We start from the raw sequence: 17494 nt of genomic DNA, 5'->3' as shown, positions 1-17494 counted from the left end.
TCCCCGGAAGTCCTCCGGGTTGGCGGTGAAGGTGCCGACGCGGTTCCTCCCGGTGATCGCGACGTTCGTGGTGTTCGTGGCGACGTTCGGCGTCGGCTCGGTGCGGTACGAGGGGTTCGCGTCCGGGCAGGTGATGGCGAACCTGTTCATCGACAACGCGTTCCTGATCGTGCTCGCGGTCGGGATGACGTTCGTGATCCTGACCGGCGGCATCGACCTCTCGGTCGGGTCCGTGGTCGCGTTGTCCACGATGATCGCGGCGGCGATGCTGGAGGCCGGGTGGCCCGCGTGGCTGACCGTGATCGCGGTGCTCGCGGCCGGGTCCGGGCTGGGGTTCTTGATGGGGTGGATCATCCACCGGTTCGGCGTGCAGCCGTTCATCGTGACCCTGGCGGGCATGTTCCTGGCCCGCGGGTTGTGCTTCGTGATCAGCGTGCAGTCGGTGTCCATCAAGGACCCGACGTTCCGCGACGTGGCCACCGGGTCGATCGAGCTGCCGGGTGGCGTGACCATCACGTACGGCGTGGTGATCGCGCTGGTGGCGGTGGTCGCGGCGGTCTACGTGCTGCACCTGACCCGGTTCGGGCGCACGGTGTACGCGGTGGGCGGCAACGAGTCGTCGGCCCGGTTGATGGGTCTGGCGACCACGCGGGTCAAGATCGGTGTGTACGTGATCAGCGGGTTCTGCTCGGCGTTGGGCGGGCTGCTGTTCAGCCTGTACATGCTGTCCGGGTACAGCCTGCACGCGGTGGGCATGGAGCTGGACGCGATCGCTGCTGTGGTGGTGGGCGGGAGCCTGCTGTCCGGTGGGGTCGGGTTCGTGATCGGGTCCGTGGTGGGTGTGCTGGTGTTGGGCACCATCCAGACGTTGATCTCCTTTGAGGGCACGTTGTCGTCGTGGTGGACGAAGATCGTGATCGGTGGGTTGTTGTTGGCGTTCATCGCTTTGCAGCGGGTTATCGTGCGGCGGCGTTAGGGCTGCGCGGTCGAGGGTCGAGCGGGTGGTGCGCTGTCCGGCTCGACTGGCATGGGGCCTCTAGGGGCGCCCCGGACAGGTCGGAGCCGGGCAGTCGTGGCGGGAAGTGCGTCCGCCACGCCTGCCCGGCTTCGTCCGGCCTGTGGCACCCGAAGCCGACGACGTTCAGCGGGATCGCGCCGGTGCGGACGGGTGGGCACTTCTGGAACGGGCAGACGTTCCCGGGCATCCGGATGTTCTCCGCCTCCGAGCCGTGTTGACGGGGTCTGGACCACATGCGAAGCTTCCTCGCGAGAGCGCTCTCACACCTCTCCTACCCTGCACAAGGAGCTGTCGTGAGACTGATCGCGCGAGGTTGCGTGGCGTTGGTCGCCGCCGCGCTCGTCGTCCTGCCCGCACCCGCTCTGGCCGCACCCGCCGCACCGCCCTCGGACGACGCCCTGCACGTCGCCCTGGCCCGGGACCTGGGCTGGAACCCGGCCCAGGCCGCCGTGCGCCAGGCCGACGAGGCCGCGTCCGTCCCGGTCGAGACCGCGCTGCGGACCCGGCTCGGCGAGCGGTTCGGCGGCGCCTGGTACGACGGCGGGCTGAAGGTCGGCGTGGTCGACCCGGCCGACGCCGCCGCCGTCCGGACCGCCGGCGCGTCCCCGGTGCGGGTGTCCCGGACCGAGAAGTCGCTGGCGGACGCCAAGGCCACTCTGGACCGCACGCCGGCCACGGCGGACGTCCACTCCTGGCACGTGGACCCGGCGTCCAACGCCGTGGTCGTCTCCGCCCGCACGGAGTCCGCCGCACGGGCGTTCGCCGCGCGGGCCGGTGTGGACGTGAAGCCGGTCGTGTCGGCCGACGCGCCGCGCCCCCTGTACGACATCCGGGGTGGCGACCAGTACGTCATCAACGGCAACACGCTGTGCTCGGTCGGGTTCTCGGTGAACAACGGCGGTTTCGTCACGGCCGGGCACTGCGGTGGCACGGGCAGCCCGACGCTGGGCTACAACAACGTCAGCCAGGGCACGTTCGCCGGCTCGTCGTTCCCGGAGAACGACTACGGCTGGGTGCGCACGAACGCCAACTGGACCCCGACCCCGTACGTGAACAACTACTCGGGCGGCAGCGTGGCGGTCGCCGGGTCGCAGGAGGCGGGCATCGGCGCGTCGGTGTGCCGGTCCGGCCGGACCACCGGCTGGCGCTGCGGCACGATCCAGGCGAAGAACGTGACGGTGAACTACTCGGGCCGGCTCGTGCACGGCCTCACGTCGACCACCGCGTGCGCCGAGGGCGGCGACTCGGGCGGCGCGTGGCTCGCGGGCAACCAGGCGCAGGGCGTCACGTCGGGCGGTTCGGGCAACTGCTCGACCGGCGGCACGACGCTGTTCCAGCCGCTGAACGAGATCCTGGGCGTGTACGGCCTCCAGCTCACCACGACCGGTGGCGGCGGCAGCACGAGCCGGATCATCGGCTGGCAGGACAAGTGCATCGACGTGCCCAACTCGAACGCCGTCGAGGGCCGGCGCCTGCAGCTGTGGGACTGCAACAACACGGCCGCGCAGAACTGGACGTTCCCCGGTGACGGCACGATCCGCGCGTTCGGCCTGTGCATGGACGTGGCCTGGGGCTCGCGCGACAACGGCGCGGCCATCCAGCTCGCCCGCTGCTCCGGCAACCCTGCCCAGCAGTTCGTGCTGAGCGGCGCGGGCGACCTGGTGAACCCGCAGGCGAACAAGTGCGTCGACGTGGCGAACTGGGGCGGCAGCGGCACGCCGCTGCACCAGTGGGAGTGCACCGGCGGCGCGAACCAGAAGTGGCGTCGCGGCTAGGACGTGGACGACCGGAGGCGGCCCTTGGCGGGAGACGTGCCAAGGGCCGCCGATTCCGGCAGGGCGCCTACTAGCCGACCTTGCCCGTGCCCGCACCGCCCGTGACGATGGACTTCACGCCGCCGGCGCTGTCCAGCACGTAGGAGTACGGGATCGCCTTCACGCTGCCACCCTGGTCACCCGAACCCGAGTTGACCATGTGGTTGTTGCGCGCCACCAGGTTGGCCGGGTCCGAGCTGCCCTCGCCGCGGTGGAACGGGTCCCTGGTGTTCTCGAAGTAGTTGCCCTCGACGAGCACACCCGCTTCCTCCGTGGAAGCGACACCGTACGACGTCACGCCGCCGTAGTAGTTGTTGTAGACGTGCACGGGGTTGCCGAAGCGGACCCGCGGGTGGCGCTGGTTGGTGCCGTCGAACCAGTTGTGGTGGTAGCTGACCCGCAGCTTGCCGCGGTCCTGGCTGCCGTTGTCGTCGCTGTGGCCGAGCAGCATGGTCTTGTCGTGGCTGCTGATCTTGTTCCACGACACGGTCACGCAGTCGGACCCGCGCTTGATGTCGATCGCGCCGTCGTACCCGTTGCGCAGGGTGTTGTGGTCGATCCAGACCCTCGTCGACGTCTCGACCTGGATGCCGTCGTCCCGCCAGTCCCGGAAGTTCAGGTTGCGGACGATGACGTTCGAGACCTTGGAGATGTTCAGGCCGTGCCCGGCGATGGTGGCGCCCGAGCCGACACCGATGATCGTCTTGTTCGACGCGACCTTGGTCATGCTCGACAGCGTGATGGTGCCGGAGACCCGGACGACCGACGCGCTGGACGACTGGACGGCCGAGATGAACGCCGCGGTGGTGCTGACGGTGACCGGGGAGGCGCTGCCGCCACCGGTCGTGCCGCCGCACTGCGTGCCCCAGCCTTCGAGGTTGAACGACGCGGCGGTGGCCGAGGGCGCCATGATCGCGGTCGCGGCCAGGGCCGTGGCCGCGAGCAGCGCACGGGACATCTTGCGTGACATGCGGTTTCCTCCATACGACTGTGGATGAAAAGGGAACCGGCGGCGGTAGGACGTGGCGGCGGGCTGAGGCCTACACCGGACTCACCACCTCTCCACGGTGTGCTCGCGGATGTGCTCGACGTCGAACTCGTCACCCAGACCGGGAGAGTCGGTCATGGCGACGCACCCCTCCGCGTCGAGCGGGTCGGCGATCGCGAGCCGGTGCGGCGGCACGCGGTCGAAGTCGTGCAGCGGGTGCAGCAGGCCGCGCTCGTACCAGCGGCCGTTGTCGGTGCCGCCGAGGACGGCCAGGCTGGCCGAGCCGTCGCCGTGGATCTCGCAGTCCATGTTGAACGACTCGGCCAGGTGCAGGGCCTTCACCGTCGGCGAGATGCCGCCGACGTCGGTCGGCCCGGCGCGCAGGATGTCGCACGCGCCGGACGTGATCCACTCTGCGCGGCTCATGTGCTTGCCCCACGCCACCTCCGGTCCGATCACCGGGATGGACAGCTGGTCGGCCAGCCACCGGTAGGAGCTGATCGACGCCTCCTCCATCGGCTCCTCGAACCAGTAGAAGCCCAGGGACTCCAGCGCCCGACCCAGCTCCAGCGCCTCGGTGCGGGAGTACCAGTGGTTGGCGTCGAGCATCAGCTCCACGCCGGGGCCGACGGCGTCACGCACCGCTTCGCAGGCCGCGATGTCCGCGCGCACGCTGGGCGCGCCCGGCACCGGCGGCATCCACGTGTGCAGCTTGATCGCCAGGTAGCCCTGCGCCACGAGCTGCTTCGCGAACTCCGCGTAGTCCCCCGGCGTGCTCAAACCACCGGGCGTCTCGTCACCGCACATGGTGCTGGCGTACGCGGGGATGCGGGACCGTGCGCCGCCGAGCAGCTTCCACACCGGCTGGCCGGCCCGCTTGCCCACCAGGTCCCACAGCGCGGTGTCGACGTAGCCCAGCGCCCGGTCGGTGAACCGGCCGTGCGAGCCGCGCTGCTTGCGCGCCATCGCCTTCCAGAGCCGTTCGCGGTCCCACGGATCCGCGCCGATCAGCACGGGTTTCACGATCGAGTCGAGCACGGCCGGGCGCAGCTGGTCGGGGTGCACCTGGACGCGTCCGACGACACCGTCGGAGTCGGTGATCTCCAGCAGCGCCTCGCGGACCTCGTGCTCGGCGCTCGGGTGCCGGTGCCCGTGCGGGTCCACCGCGGTCCACGCGGTGGTCGTGAACACCGACACCTCGACGCGCTCGATCATTTGCGGTCCTCCCACTCCTTCTGCGCCTCGGTCAGCTTCTTCGCCATCTCGTCCAGGAACTGCTGGCCGGACAGCTCGCCGAGGAGCACCTTCTGGTACTGGGGCTCGCTGTCGGTCTTGGTGATGGACGAGTACTGCGGCAGGTAGACCGGGGCGGGCACGAGGATGGTGGCCGGGTCCTCCAGCACGTCGAGCGCCATCTTCACGTGCGCGGCCTTGTCGATCCACGCCGCGCTGCGCACGTCCGTGTTCGCCGGGATCTGGCCGACCTTCTCGTTCCAGTAGCTGTTGGACTCGGCCGAGGTCAGGAACTCGGCGAACTTCCACGCCGCGTCCGGGTGCTCGCTGTTCTTGAACACCGCGAAGCCGTCGGTCGGGTTGGGCACGATGGTCCGCTTGCCGCTCGGGCCGACCGGCAGCGGGATCGCGGCGACCTTGTCGCCCAACGCCTTGGTCACGTCGCTGTAGGAGCCCAGGTTGTGGTGCATCATCGCGACCGAGCCGCCGGTGAACTGGGCGATCATCTGGGTGAAGCTGTTGTTGACGTCGGCCTCGGGCGTGGCCTTCTTGTACAGGTCGGCGATCTTGTCCACGAGCTCGGCGTTGGCCGGGTCGTCGAGGGTGCTCCTGCCGTCCTTGAAGAAGCTCTCCACACCGGAGTACGAGTAGGCCTCCGTGATCAGCTGGAACACCGAGCCGGCGCCACCGCGGATGGTGTAGCCGTACTTGTTCGCGCCCGTGTCGGTCAGCTTGGTGGCCGCGGTGATGAACTCGTCCCAGGTCTTCGGCGGCTCGATGCCCGCGTCCTTGAACCAGTCGGTGCGGTACCAGATGATGTCCATGTTGGCGGAGGACGGGACGAGGTAGAGCTTGCCGTCCGGCGCGGTCTGGCGAACGGTCTCCACCAGCGAGGGCAGCAGCTTGTCCTTCAGCGGACCGCCGGTGATGCGGTCGTCGACGGGCGCCAACGCCTCCTGGCCGACCAGGTGCGCGAGGTACGACGTGGTCACGCCGCCGACGTCCGGCGTCTCGCCACCGGCGATGGCGGTGTCGTACTTCTGCTGCACCGACGAGCTGGGGATGCCGACGTACTCGACCTCGATGTCCGGGTTCGCGGACTCGAACCGCTTGATCAGCTCCTCGTAGATCGGCGTGCGGGCGGGGCCGCCGTTGTTGTCCCAGAACGTGATGGTGGCCTTCCCGTCACCCCCGGTGTCCCCGGATCCGCAGGCGGTCAACGCCAGTGCGGCGGCGGCCACGGCGACCAGCAGTCTTCTCATGATGCTCCCTATCCCTTGACAGCCCCGGCGCTGAGCCCCTGCACCAGGAACCGCTGCACGACGGCGAAAACGAGGACCACCGGCACGGCCGCGACGACGCCACCTGCGGCGAGCGCACCGAAGTCGGTGTTGAACTCACCCAGCGCGTAGCTCAGGCCGACCGGCAGCGTGAACTTGTCCTGCCGCGACGCGAACATCAGCGCGAACAGGAACTGGTTCCAGGCGCCGATGAACGCGAACGACCCGACCGCCACGAGCGCGGGCTTGAGCTGCGGCAGGGTGACCGCGAAGAACGCCCGCATCCGCGAGCAGCCGTCCACCATGGCGGCTTCTTCCAGTTCGTACGAGATGTTGCGGACGAATCCGCTCATCAGGATCAGCGCCAGCGGCAGCTGGAACGCCACCTCCGCGATGACCAGGCCAGTGAGGCTGTTGAGCAGCCCCACGCCCTTGAAGATGACGAACAGCGGGATCAGCATCATCGCGCCGGGGATGAACTGCGTGCACAGCAGTGCCAGCAGGAACACCCGTTGGCCGCGGAACCTGAACCGGGCCAGGGCGTAGCCGCCCATGGTCGACAGCACGGTCACGAACACCAGCACGCCGAGACCGATGACCACGCTGTTGTAGAAGAAGATCCCGAAGCCGATGTCGTTCCACACCGTGTCGAAGTGCTCGAACGTGACCGGCCACGGCACCAGCTGGGTGGAGCCGGTCGGCCGCACCGCGAACACCAGCATCCAGTAGAACGGGATGAGGGTGAACAGCAGGTACACGAACAGCGGCACGTGGATCAGCCACCGCTTGCCCGGTTCCTCGGCCACGGCCCGGCGACGCCGCTTGGTCGGCCGCCGGGGCGGGGGCGGGGTGTTCGCCGGGGGGCGGGCCAGGGTTTCGGTCTTGCCCAGGGTATTGGTCATGCCCGGCTCCCGAACTTCGACAACCGCAGGTACAGGATGGAGAAGAACAGCAGGATGAGGAACCCGGCGACGGTCAGCGCCGAGCCGTACCCGAAGTTGTGCGAGTCGACGGCCTGCCTCGCCACGTACAGCGGCAGCGTGGTGGTCTGGTTCGCCGGACCACCGCCGGTGAGCGTGTAGATGAGGTCGACGTTGTTGAACTCCCACACCGCGCGGAGCAGCGTGGACAGGATGATCGCGTCCTTGAGGTGCGGCAGGGTCACGCTGGTGAAGCGCCGCCACCGGCTCGCGCCGTCCACGGACGCCGCCTCGTAGAGGTCCTTGGGGATGCTCTGGAGGTCGGCGAGCAGCAGGATCGCGAAGAACGGCACACCGCGCCACAGCTCGGTGACCACGAGGGCGTCGAACACCGTGTCGGGGTTGCCGAGCACCGAGGTGCCCGGCGAGCCGATGCCCAGTTTCGAGAGCTCCTGGAAGATGCCGGTGGACGGGTTGAGCAGCAGGATCCAGATGCCGGTGGTGAGCACACCGGACACCGCCCACGGCGAGAACACCAGCGCGCGGGCGATGCCGCGGCCGATGAACGTCTCGTTCACCACCAGCGCCAGGATCAGGCCCAGCAGCAGCTGCAGTCCGACTTCGACGAACACCCACTTGGCGCTGAACACGAGGCTCTGCCAGAACAGCGGGTCGTCGAACAGCATCTGCTTGAAGTTGTCCAACCCCGCGAAGCCGTTCTTCCACGGCTGCGTGACGTTGTACCGCTGGAGGCTGTAGTAGACGACGCTCCCGATCGGGTAGACCAGGAAGACCGCCATCAGCACCAGCGTCGGTGCGATCAGCGCGTAGGGCGCCCACGTGCGAGTCCTCATGCGGGGTTCCAGTCGCCGAGGTACGCGCGGAGGGTGTGCTGGGCGGCCTGTCCGGACGTGAGCTGCGGCCGGTCGGCCCCGGCGGTGGCGCCCGGACCGGAGTTCCGGTACTCGGCGAACCTGGCGTCGCGCCAGGAGAAGCCCGACATGTCGGTCCACGGCGCGGTCTTCACGGCGGCGGGCAGCTTCGTGTCGCGGATGACGACCGACGCGACGGCGTCCGGGTCGCCGCCGGGGTGCCACGGGCGGCCCAGGTAGTAGGTGCCCGCGGGGGCGTCGCTCACGATGGTGGAGTTCATGATCAGGAAGCCGTGCGGGTTGTCGCGCCGGGTGCTGGCGGCCGTGATGTAGCCCGCCGTGCTTCCAGTGGCCTGGTCGCCGCCCCGGTCCAGCGCCCGGATCGTCATCTGGTCGAACACCGCCGTGGCGCGGCCGAAGATGAAGTCGACGTCGCCTACGATCTCGCCACCCCGGTAGTACTGGCGGGCCCGCGTCCCGGCGGCCCGCGTGTCGGCGTAGAGGGTGTCCTGATGGCCGAGGAAGCGAACGCGGTCGTAGTACTGGCGGTCGCCGGTCGCCTTCACCGCGACTGCCTGCGTCGACGTGATCTCGGGGTGCGCGGCCCGGTCGAACGAGTTGCTGAACGTCAGGTCGCGGGCGGTGAACCCGTCCGCCTCGATCGTCGCCGTGGCCGACCCGGTGGTGCCGTGCGTCGTCCCGTCGGGCTTCTTGGTGCCGTTGGCGTTGTCGTAGTCGATGACGACGTCGCGCGCGGTGCCGGTGGAGCCCTTCAGCAGCAGGTCGGGCTTGGTGCGGGGCACCCGGATGACCTCGCGGTACACGCCCTTGCCGATGGTGATGGTGGTGCCCGGCGGAGCGGCGTCGATCGCGGCCTGGACCGTGTCGAAGTCGGTGCCCTTGGCCACGTGGTACCGCTCGCGCTGCTGCGCGCCGGCCTTGAGGTTCTTGACCCGGACCGCCGGTTCGAGGCCGCGGTTCAGCGTGGGCGTCCAGCCGGCGTCACCGGAGAGCCGCGCGGTCGGGTAGGCCGCGTTGAACGCGTCCAGCACGTCGGTCGGCCGGCCGTCGACGACCGTGCCGACCTCGGTGATCGCGGTTCCGCCCCAGTTGTGGATGAGGTCTTCGACCGTGCCGCCGCCGGACAGCTTCACGTAGTTGTTCTCCACGTACAGCGCGGACTGCACGCCGACGCCCCAGGCGTACACGAACGACGGTCCCGGCTCGTAGAGGTTGTTGTAGACGTGGACCTTGCCGAACCGCACCCGCGGCAGCCGCTCCTCGACGTTGCGGAACACGTTGTGGTGAATGGAGACGCGCAGCTTGCCGGGGTCGACGGTCGAGGAGTTGGACGAGCCGATCAGCATCGTCTTGCCGTGGTCCTCGAACAGGTTGTACGACGCCGTGACCAGGTCGGTGCCGTTGGTCATGTCGAGCGAGCCGTCGTGCTGCTGGTACGGCCGGCCGAAGTAGGTCGGCGCCGCGCTGTCCGGGTGCGGTTGGTCGGTGAACGTGTTGTGGTCGACCCACACGTTCGTCGCGCGCTGCAAGGACACCGCGTCGTAGTCCGAGTTCCAGTTGCCCTCGGCGCCGTCGGTCGGGTCCCACTGGGGGAAGCAGTCGCGGGTGTCGCGGAAGGTCAGGTTGCGGATGATCACGTTCTGCACGCCGTGCACCCGCAGGTTCGCGCCGGTGATGCCCGCGCCGCGGCCGTCGCCGACGATCGTGGTGTCCGAGCCGACGTCGAGCGCGATGGCCGCCGCCTGACGGCGCGCGGATGCCGCGCGGGCGTCCTCCAACGGGCCGCTCGGTTCGGTGTCACGCCCCCAAACGGCCGGGTCGTATGCCGCCAAATAGCCGTCGAGGGTATATCCGTCGGTCGCGTAGGTAGAGCAGTCGTCGCGCAGGTCGATGACTCCGCGGACTTTGATGATGCGTGGGGCGGGCGAGGCCAGAGCGGCTCGCAATTCCACCTCGTCGCGGACTACGTGCGTTGTGGTCGCGGCCGACCCGCCGGTCGTGCCGGCACCGCTCGAAGCCCAGCCGTCACCGGCTCGCAGCACCTGTTTGCCCAGGTCATGACCTGCGTGCACGGGTGCCGCCGCGATTACGCCGAGGGCGCATGAAAGCACGAGCGCAGAACTCAATATCCGCATGACGAGGGGCCTTCCGCGGCGAGATCGTTCATATGTGTGAACGCTATCCAGAAGTGCGAACAGAGTATTGCGAAAGTATCCGCCGTACGTCAACGACGTAACTTCGTTCGACGCTCGTTCGACGGCCGTTCGACGATCCCGTTCGACGATCAGTCGAATTCGAATCGAATTCGACTGCCAGGCAGGGCTCCTGCGAAGCACCTGGCCCCTCGCGCCGACGTCCGCCCCGGACCAAATCCGAGAAATGATCACGTTCCACGCGGTCTCGCGCCCGTTATGAGGCGACGGGCGCGCCGGGCGCGGCCGAGATCGCGGTGGTGGTCTCCCCGCCGTGGCGTCGCGTCTGCCTGGCCACCGCGATGGCGCGCCGCCTGGCTGCCGTCGCGGTTCGACCGGTTCACCGCGTCGCACCTGGCCGTCGCCCGGATGCCGCGCTCGGCGGGCGCGGCGCGCGTCGGCGACGGACCTATCGTGGAATGGAGTGTTCGGTTGGGTGAATGACCAGGCCGAAATCGGGTGGAACACTGGCCGACGCCACTTGTCCGAAGCCCAGGGGGTTGTGCGCGGTGCACCGACCAGCCGCACACGGGTGCCCGATCGGCGAAGTGCTCCCGGCTACGGCGCGGACGCGGGCTGACCCAGCACGACCTGGCAGCGGAGCTGCACGCGGTGTCCGGCAACGTCGGCATCGCCCGCGAGGAGGTGTCCCGCCGGGAACGCGGGAAACGCATTCCCGGGCCGTACTGGCGGACCTGGCTGGGACAGGTGCTCGACACGTCGCAGGAGGAGCTGGAACAGGCCGCGGCACTCGCTCGGCGCACCCGCAGGGGCCATTGACGTCACCATTCACACCATTGCGGCGATAACCGATTACGCGTTCTCCCGCGCACCCGCCGGGACGGGCGTCAGCGAGCGGCGGACCCGGTGCGCCACTCCGCCACGACGTGCTCCACGTCGAACGGCATCAGGTTCAGGGGTGGACCCGACATCGGCTTGCGGATGGCGTCCTCGATCCTGGCGTTGATGTCGGCCAGGATCGACCGCACCTCGGCCTCGCTCGACGCCTGCCCGGCGGCCTCGCGGGCGGCGGCGGCTTGCTTGCGCAGCAACAGGGTTGGTGGGAGGGCGGTGCCCTCTTCGCGGCGGAGCTTCTCCTTCACCCACCACAGTTCGTCGTGCGGCGCGTACAGGCCGGTCAACGGCTTGCCCGCGCCGGGCAGGTTCTCGAAGTCGCCGCGGTCCTGGGCCTCGCGGATCTGCCGGTCGATCCACGTCTCGAACCCGACGCCGGCCGGTTTGCGCTCGGTCACGGCCACCACCCCCTCCCGTCGACCTTACCTACTGGGCGGACCTACCGGGCAGGACCTAGCGGGCGAGCCTGGCCGCCTTCTCCACCAGGTACCGCTGCTCCGGGGTGCTGGTCGTGCGCGCCGCCGCCGCCCGGTAGTGCGCCACGGCGCGCGGAACGTCGCCGGACATCTCGTGCAGGTGCGCCCGGACGGCGTCGAGGCGGTAGTGGCCGGGCAGCCGCGCGTCCAGGGCGTCGATCAGCTTCAGGCCCTCCTCGGGACCGTGCACCATCGCCACCGCGATCGCCCGGTTCAGCGACACCACCGGGTTGCCGGTCATCCGCTCCAGCAGCCCGTACATGCCCAGGATCTGCGGCCAGTCGGTGTCCTCCGCGCGCAGCGCGTCGTCGTGGATGGCCGCGATCGAGGCCTGCAACTGGTACTCGCCGATCGCCCCGCGCTCCACCGCCGCCATGATCAGGTCGACGCCCTCCACGATCAGCGCCTTGTCCCACGACGACCGGTCCTGGTCGGCCAACGGGATGAGCGAGCCGTTCGGGCCGGTCCGCGCCGGCCTGCGCGCGTCGGTGAGCAGCATCAGCGCCAGCAGGCCCGCCACCTCCGGGTCGGACGGCAGCCGGGCGTGCACGGCCCTGGTCAGCCGGATCGCCTCCCCCGACAGCTCAGTGCGGTGCAGCGAGCCGCCGACGCTGCCGGCGTAGCCCTCGTTGAAGATCAGGTACAGCACGTGCAGCACCGACCGCAGCCGGGCGGCGAACTCGTCCGGGCCGGGCATGGCGAAGCCCGCGCCGCGCAGCTTCTGCTTGGCCCGGGTGATCCGCTGGGACATCGTCGCCTCGGGCACCAGGAACGCGTTCGCGATCTCCGCCGTGGTCAGGCCGCCCACCGCGCGCAACGTCAGCGCGATCGCGGACGCGGGCGTCAACTCCGGGTGGCAGCACAGGAACAGCACCACCAGCGTGTCGTCCCGGTCCACCGCGTCACCGGGCGGCGGGGCGCGGAACGCCTCTTCCTCACGCCGACGCCGCGCCGCCTCGCTGCGGACCAGGTCGGTCGTCTTCCGCGACGCCGCCTGCACGAGCCAGCCGCGCGGGTTGTCCGGCAGACCGTCCACCGGCCAGTGCCGTGCCGCCGCCAGCAACGCCTCCTGCACGGCGTCCTCGGCCGACGCGAATCACCGAACCGGCGTGCGATCACGCCGAGGACCTGCGGCGCGCACTCGCGCAGCAGGTCCTCGACGGTCTTGCCGTCAGGGGCGGACCCTGTCACAGGTCGGGCGACGCGGGTGCCGACATCAGCTCCCGCACCTCGACCGGGATGCCCATCGGGACGCCGTTCGGGCCGGGCGCGGCCGAGGCCTTCGCGGCGATCTCCAGAGCGCGCTCCGGCGTGGTGTCGACCATCCAGTAGCCGGCCAGCAGCTCCTTGGACTCCGGGAACGGGCCGTCCGTGACGACCGGAGCGCCGGAGCCGGTGAACGTGACGGTCTTGGCCAGCTCCGGACCCGCCAGGCCCTGCGCGTCGACCAGTTCGCCGTTCGAGGTCAGCTCGCTGCCCAGGTCGTGCTGGAACCGGATGTGCGCGGCGATGTCCTCGTGCGGCCACTGGTCCATCGGGACGTCGCAGTTGGCGGCCGGGCCGTAGTTCGTCAGGAGCAGGAACTTCGCCATGTCGGACTCCTAGGTCTTCGTCGCGCCCATCTTGGCGCTCCCAACCTGTGGACGGAGCCGTCCAGCGCTTCCCTACACGCTCGAAGGTGACCTGGATCACTCGCGGTTGTGCCCCAGGCGCGGGGCACAACCGCGAGATCCCGTCACGTCAGCGAGCAGAGGGGCCTCGGCGGAACCCAGCCGGTGACGTCACCCGAACCGTTGAACCCGACCTTGATCGAGGTCATCGGCTGGATGGCACCGTTCCAGGACACGTTGGCCACCGTCACGGTGGAACCGCTCTGGCTGAACGTGCCGTTCCAGCCCTGGGTCACGGCCAGGCCGGCCCGCAGGTCGAACTGGAGCCGCCAGCCCCTGGTCGCGGTCGCGCTGCCGTTGCGGATCTCGATCTCGCCCGAGAACCCGCCCGGCCACTGGTTGACGACCCTGAGCGAGACGCCGCACTCCACCGGCGGCGTGCTCGTGCTGGTCGTCGTCGTCGTCGTTGTCGTCGTAGTTGTCGTGGTCGTGGTGCTGGTGGTCGTGGTCGACGTGGGGGTGGTGCCGTTGAGCGCGGACACCACCGCCGGGAACCACTTGTCGGCGATCTTGCGATCACCGGACGCGTTCGGGTGCACACCGTCGTAGGTGTCCGTCCCGGTGGCGAAGCCGGCCCACTGGTCCACCACGGTGATCGGCGACCGCGCGGTGGACTTGCCCGCCGCCCAGCCCGGGATCGCCGCGTTGAGGTCGACCACCCGCTGGGGGCACTCCGCGCAGGCGCTCGCCGCCATCGGGATGATCTTGGCGACGATCACCTTCATGCTCGCGTTGTTCGCGCGCATCTGGTCGACCAACTTGCCGTACGCGGCCAGGATGGTCGCGGTCGACCGGTTGCTCCACACGTCGTTGGTGCCGAAGTGCATGATCACCACGTTCGGGTTGGTGGCGCTCAACCACCCGACGAGCTGGTTCTGGTCGGCGACCGCCGTGACCAGCGCGCCGCCGTGGCCCTCGTTCTCGCCGTCGTAGGCGAACCCGCAACCGTCACCGGTCCGGGTGCCGACGAAGTCGATGTCCGTGTGCCCGGCGTTGCGCAGGTCGCGGTCCAGCAGCGCGCGCCAGCAGCCGGGCGACCCGGTGATCGAGTCGCCCAGCGCCATGATCCGCGTCGGCGCGGCGGCCTCGACCGCCTGCCCCGGTGCGGCGACCAGGAGGCCGACGAGCGTGGCGAGAGCGGCCAGGAGTGCCGTGACAGCGGCTTTCCTCGACATCCCCGGCTCCTAGGCGGTGGTGCAGCTTGCGCCGTTGAGGGTGAACGAGGTGGGCACCGAGTTGGTGCCGTTCCACGAGCCGATGAAGCCGAAGCTGACCGAGCCGTTCACCGGGATGTTGCCGGTGTAGGACACGTTGGTCGCGCTCAGCGTGGCGCCGGACTGGGTCGTGGTGGCGCCCCAGGACTGGCTGACGGTCTGGCCGTTGGCCCACGTCCAGCGCAGCGTCCAGCCGTTCACCGCGGTCGTGCCGGTGTTGGCGACCTTGACGTCGCCCTGGAAGCCGCCCTGCCACTGGCCGGTGACCCTGTAGGTCACCGCGCAGGCGCCCGTGCCTCCGCCGCCGGACTGGGTGGTCACGGCGACCGTGCCGGAACGGGCGGAGCGGTTGCCCGCCGCGTCGCGGGCGTAGACGGCGAACGTGTACGCCGTGCCGGCCGACAGGCCGGTGATGTTCGCGCTGTTCGTGGTGGAGCTGCCCGCCGCCGTCTCCGTGGTGCCGTTGACGCGCACCACGTCGTAACCGGTGACGCCGACGTTGTCGGAGGACGCGGTCCAGGACAGGGTGGCGCCGGTGGACGTGACGCCGGACGCGGTCGGGGTGCCGGGCGTGGACGGCGGGGTGGTGTCCGGGCCGGTGCCGCTGTCGTAGACGCTGGCCTGGCGGGAGGTGGCCTTGATGCCGTTCGCGCCGTTGATCGCGCGCTGGCCCCACGGGGTGAGCTGCGCGGCGTTGAAGCCGGTGACCATGTCCAGGTACTCGACACCGCCGCCGTTGCCCGACCACGACCACGCCAGGTAGCCCAGCTTGAGCGCCTGCGTGGTGGCGAAGATCGTGTCCTCGTCCGGGTTGCCGTCGGAGTGGTCGTGCCCGAACTCGCCGACCACGATCGGCAGCTTGGCCGCGACGAACGCGTTCAGGTACTCGTTGACCTTGGCGGCCGTGTTGTACACGCCGTACATGTGGATGGAGAACACGGTGTTCTTCTGCGGGTCGGTGGCGAACACCGAGGCGGCGTTGTCCCGCATGGTGAAGCCCCAGTCCTGGCCCCAGTTCGGGGCGTCGACCATGATCGTGTGCTGGAAGCCGGCCGCGCGCAGCGAGGTGATGGCGTCCTTGGTCGCCTGGGTCCACCCGGTGTAGGCGGTGTTGCCCCACGGCTCGTTGCCGATGTTGAGGATGACGTACTTCTCCTGGCCGGCCATGGCGGTCTGGACGCTCTTCCAGTACTCGACCGCGCGGGCCAGGCTGACGGCGCCGCTCTGCTCCTGGTAACCGGTGGTGTCGTGCACCTCCATCACGCAGATGAGCTTGTTCGCCTTGCACTGGGCGATGACGTTGCTGACGTCGGCGGCGTTGTTGAGGGTCCACCGGTCGCCGGAGCTGAGGACGACGCGGACCGTGTTCGCACCCGTGGCCTTGATGTCCTTGAGGGCCTGGGTGGTGCGGTCGACGTACCAGGTGTGCGCGTGGTTGACGCCACGCATGACGAAGTCGTTGCCGTTGGCGTCCAGGAGACGCCCGTTGCTGACGGTGAACCCGGCGGCGGCTTGCGCCGGCACCACGGTCAGCAGTGACAGGACCAAGGCGGCGATGGCGGCGCCGGCCAAGGCGAATCGCTTGCGCATGGATGTACCTCGCGATGTTGTCGACGTTGACATAACGAGCGCAGGGCAGCGCGCCTACCTGCGGCAGGCAACCCACACCAAAGCACTTAACCGCTTAAGTGTCAACGGTGGTCATTCGATGTCGAACCATCGCCCCGCCCCGCCGCACCCACACTCCTGGGAACGCTCCCAGACCCCGTCGCACAGTCTGCTACGCCCACGCCCCGCAGTCGACCCCCAACCCGCGAGTCCTGCGTCCGGAACGAACGCAGGACTCAGGGGGATGGGGGTTGGGCGGTGCTGGAGCGGGGGACGAGTTCGGGGTCCGAGGTCTTGACCTGCTCGGCGGGCGCGCCGCCGATGACGTCCAGCAGGAGGCGGACGGCGGCGGCTCCGCGCTCGGCGATCGGCCGGCGGACGGCCGAGAGAGCCGGGCGGACCAGGCGGCAGAGGGCGGAGTCGTCCCACGCGACCAGGGAGAGCTGGTCGGGGACGGTCAGGCCCAGTTCGTGGGCCACGCCCAGGGCGGACACGGCCATCACGTCGTTGTCGAACACGAGCGCCGTCGGCGGTGTGCCGCTGGTCAGCACGCGGCGGGTGACGCGGGCGGCGGCCTCGTCGGAGTAGTCGGCGTGCACCACCCTGGCCTCGGTCAGGCCAAGGCGCGCGGCGGCGTCCGTGAACGCGCGCGAGCGGGTCTGGGTGTGCACGAACTTGGTCGGCCCGGCCACCCGGACGACCCGGCGGTGACCCAGCGCGACCAGGTACTCCAGGACCTCCACCACGGCCATCTCGTCGTCGGTCCACACGCAGGGCAGGTCCGGCACGACGGGCTCGCCCAACACCACGGCGGGCAGTCGGAGTTCGCGCACGAGCTCCACCCGGGGGTCGTTCTCGACCAGGTCGACCAGCAGCACGCCGTCCACCCGCCGCTCGCCCCACCACCGCCGGTACGCCGCCAGCTCGGCCGCCGAGTTGTCCGTGACCTGGAGCAGCAACGACGTCGGCCCGCCCGCCAGGGCGCCCTGGATACCCGAGATGAGCTGCATGAAGTACGGCTCGACACCGATCACCCGCGCCGGCCGGTCCACCACCAGCCCGATCGCGTTCGCCCGCCCGTCGCTCAGCGAACGGGCGGCGCTGCTGGGCACCCACCCGAGCCGATCGGCGATCTCCACGATCCGGCGGCGGGTCGGTTCGGAGACGCCCGGCCGGTTGTTGAGCGCGTACGACACCGCGCCGGTGGACACGCCCGCGGCCTTGGCGATGTCCGAGATGGTCGGACGCTTGGCTACCACCGCGCCTCCTCGGTCGGTGATCGACGAGTTTAGACCGCTGTTCCGGCAGTCACGCCCAGTAGGGTGGTTAAGCG

Annotated in this window: 14 protein-coding genes and 1 pseudogene; 3 read left to right on the top strand and 12 right to left on the bottom strand. The window is 69.8% G+C overall.

Features of this window, described 5'->3' with window-relative positions; genetic code table 11:
- Positions 1–19 precede the first annotated feature (19 nt).
- Both yjfF and ACRAKI_RS11595 read left to right on the top strand, forming a co-directional pair.
- Positions 20–976, top strand: a complete 957-nt coding sequence (yjfF, locus tag ACRAKI_RS11600) for a galactofuranose ABC transporter, permease protein YjfF (RefSeq protein ID WP_447008392.1) — start codon at positions 20–22, stop codon at positions 974–976.
- Positions 977–1311: 335 nt separating this feature from the next.
- Positions 1312–2793: a ricin-type beta-trefoil lectin domain protein gene (locus ACRAKI_RS11595; RefSeq protein ID WP_447007064.1), complete on the top strand. Its 1482-nt coding sequence runs from the start codon at positions 1312–1314 to the stop codon at positions 2791–2793.
- A 70-nt stretch (positions 2794–2863) separates the two neighbouring features.
- On the opposite strand, the gene ACRAKI_RS11590 is transcribed toward ACRAKI_RS11595, so the two are convergent.
- The 6 genes from ACRAKI_RS11590 to ACRAKI_RS11565 all read right to left on the bottom strand — a co-directional run bounded on the left by ACRAKI_RS11590 (position 2864) and on the right by ACRAKI_RS11565 (position 10218).
- Complete coding sequence (locus tag ACRAKI_RS11590) at positions 2864–3802, bottom strand: pectate lyase family protein (protein WP_447007063.1); 939 nt, start codon at positions 3800–3802, stop codon at positions 2864–2866.
- Positions 3803–3883: 81 nt separating this feature from the next.
- Positions 3884–5035: an enolase C-terminal domain-like protein gene (locus tag ACRAKI_RS11585; RefSeq protein ID WP_447007062.1), complete on the bottom strand. Its 1152-nt coding sequence runs from the start codon at positions 5033–5035 to the stop codon at positions 3884–3886.
- The gene (locus ACRAKI_RS11580; protein WP_447007061.1) at positions 5032–6315 is read right to left on the bottom strand and encodes an ABC transporter substrate-binding protein; all 1284 of its coding nucleotides are present in this window, start codon (positions 6313–6315) and stop codon (positions 5032–5034) included. The genes ACRAKI_RS11585 and ACRAKI_RS11580 overlap by 4 nt, the downstream gene beginning before the upstream one ends.
- Before the next feature lie 8 nt (positions 6316–6323).
- Positions 6324–7235, bottom strand: a complete 912-nt coding sequence (locus tag ACRAKI_RS11575; RefSeq protein ID WP_447007060.1) for a carbohydrate ABC transporter permease — start codon at positions 7233–7235, stop codon at positions 6324–6326.
- The gene (locus ACRAKI_RS11570; protein WP_447007059.1) at positions 7232–8107 is read right to left on the bottom strand and encodes a carbohydrate ABC transporter permease; all 876 of its coding nucleotides are present in this window, start codon (positions 8105–8107) and stop codon (positions 7232–7234) included. The genes ACRAKI_RS11575 and ACRAKI_RS11570 overlap by 4 nt, the downstream gene beginning before the upstream one ends.
- Positions 8104–10218, bottom strand: coding sequence for a pectinesterase family protein (locus tag ACRAKI_RS11565; RefSeq protein WP_447007058.1), 2115 nt, complete (start codon positions 10216–10218; stop codon positions 8104–8106). The genes ACRAKI_RS11570 and ACRAKI_RS11565 overlap by 4 nt, the downstream gene beginning before the upstream one ends.
- 732 nt (positions 10219–10950) lie before the next feature.
- On the opposite strand from ACRAKI_RS11565, the gene ACRAKI_RS11560 reads away from it, so the two are divergent.
- Positions 10951–11118 (top strand): hypothetical protein, encoded by a 168-nt coding sequence (locus ACRAKI_RS11560; RefSeq protein ID WP_447007057.1) that lies wholly within the window; start codon positions 10951–10953, stop codon positions 11116–11118.
- Positions 11119–11186: 68 nt separating this feature from the next.
- Here ACRAKI_RS11560 and ACRAKI_RS11555 read toward each other — a convergent pair whose 3' ends face one another.
- The 6 genes and pseudogenes from ACRAKI_RS11555 to ACRAKI_RS11530 form a co-directional block, all read right to left on the bottom strand.
- A complete protein-coding gene (locus tag ACRAKI_RS11555; protein WP_447007056.1) occupies positions 11187–11591 on the bottom strand; it encodes a DnaJ family domain-containing protein in 405 nt (134 codons plus the stop codon).
- 55 nt (positions 11592–11646) lie between these two features.
- A pseudogene (locus ACRAKI_RS11550) lies at positions 11647–12860 on the bottom strand (RNA polymerase sigma factor).
- The gene (locus ACRAKI_RS11545) at positions 12857–13261 is read right to left on the bottom strand and encodes a YciI family protein (RefSeq protein WP_447007055.1); all 405 of its coding nucleotides are present in this window, start codon (positions 13259–13261) and stop codon (positions 12857–12859) included. The pseudogene ACRAKI_RS11550 and the gene ACRAKI_RS11545 overlap by 4 nt, the downstream one beginning before the upstream one ends.
- 143 nt (positions 13262–13404) lie before the next feature.
- Positions 13405–14514 carry a cellulose binding domain-containing protein gene (locus ACRAKI_RS11540; RefSeq protein WP_447007054.1) on the bottom strand — a complete coding sequence of 370 codons (1110 nt, stop codon included), beginning with the start codon at positions 14512–14514 and terminating at the stop codon, positions 13405–13407.
- 9 nt (positions 14515–14523) lie between these two features.
- On the bottom strand, positions 14524–16143 hold the full coding sequence (locus ACRAKI_RS11535; protein ID WP_447007053.1) for a cellulase family glycosylhydrolase: 1620 nt from the start codon (positions 16141–16143) through the stop codon (positions 14524–14526).
- A 254-nt stretch (positions 16144–16397) separates the two neighbouring features.
- Positions 16398–17420, bottom strand: a complete 1023-nt coding sequence (locus tag ACRAKI_RS11530; protein WP_447007052.1) for a LacI family DNA-binding transcriptional regulator — start codon at positions 17418–17420, stop codon at positions 16398–16400.
- Positions 17421–17494 lie beyond the last annotated feature (74 nt).

It is taken from the genome of Saccharothrix isguenensis (assembly GCF_052936305.1).
The sequence above is the reverse complement of the archived record's forward strand: the minus strand, read 5'-3'. Positions and strand labels throughout refer to the sequence as shown.

Bases quoted from the DNA above. Each gene is read 5' to 3' on its own strand.
- ACRAKI_RS11570 (WP_447007059.1), bottom strand. From the start codon at position 8,107: ATGAGGACTCGCACGTGGGCGCCCTACGCGCTGATCGCACCGACGCTG.
- ACRAKI_RS11580 (WP_447007061.1), bottom strand. From the start codon at position 6,315: ATGAGAAGACTGCTGGTCGCCGTGGCCGCCGCCGCACTGGCGTTGACC.
- ACRAKI_RS11540 (WP_447007054.1), bottom strand. From the start codon at position 14,514: ATGTCGAGGAAAGCCGCTGTCACGGCACTCCTGGCCGCTCTCGCCACG.
- ACRAKI_RS11545 (WP_447007055.1), bottom strand. From the start codon at position 13,261: ATGGCGAAGTTCCTGCTCCTGACGAACTACGGCCCGGCCGCCAACTGC.
- ACRAKI_RS11585 (WP_447007062.1), bottom strand. From the start codon at position 5,035: ATGATCGAGCGCGTCGAGGTGTCGGTGTTCACGACCACCGCGTGGACC.
- ACRAKI_RS11590 (WP_447007063.1), bottom strand. From the start codon at position 3,802: ATGTCACGCAAGATGTCCCGTGCGCTGCTCGCGGCCACGGCCCTGGCC.
- ACRAKI_RS11575 (WP_447007060.1), bottom strand. From the start codon at position 7,235: ATGACCAATACCCTGGGCAAGACCGAAACCCTGGCCCGCCCCCCGGCG.
- ACRAKI_RS11535 (WP_447007053.1), bottom strand. From the start codon at position 16,143: ATGCGCAAGCGATTCGCCTTGGCCGGCGCCGCCATCGCCGCCTTGGTC.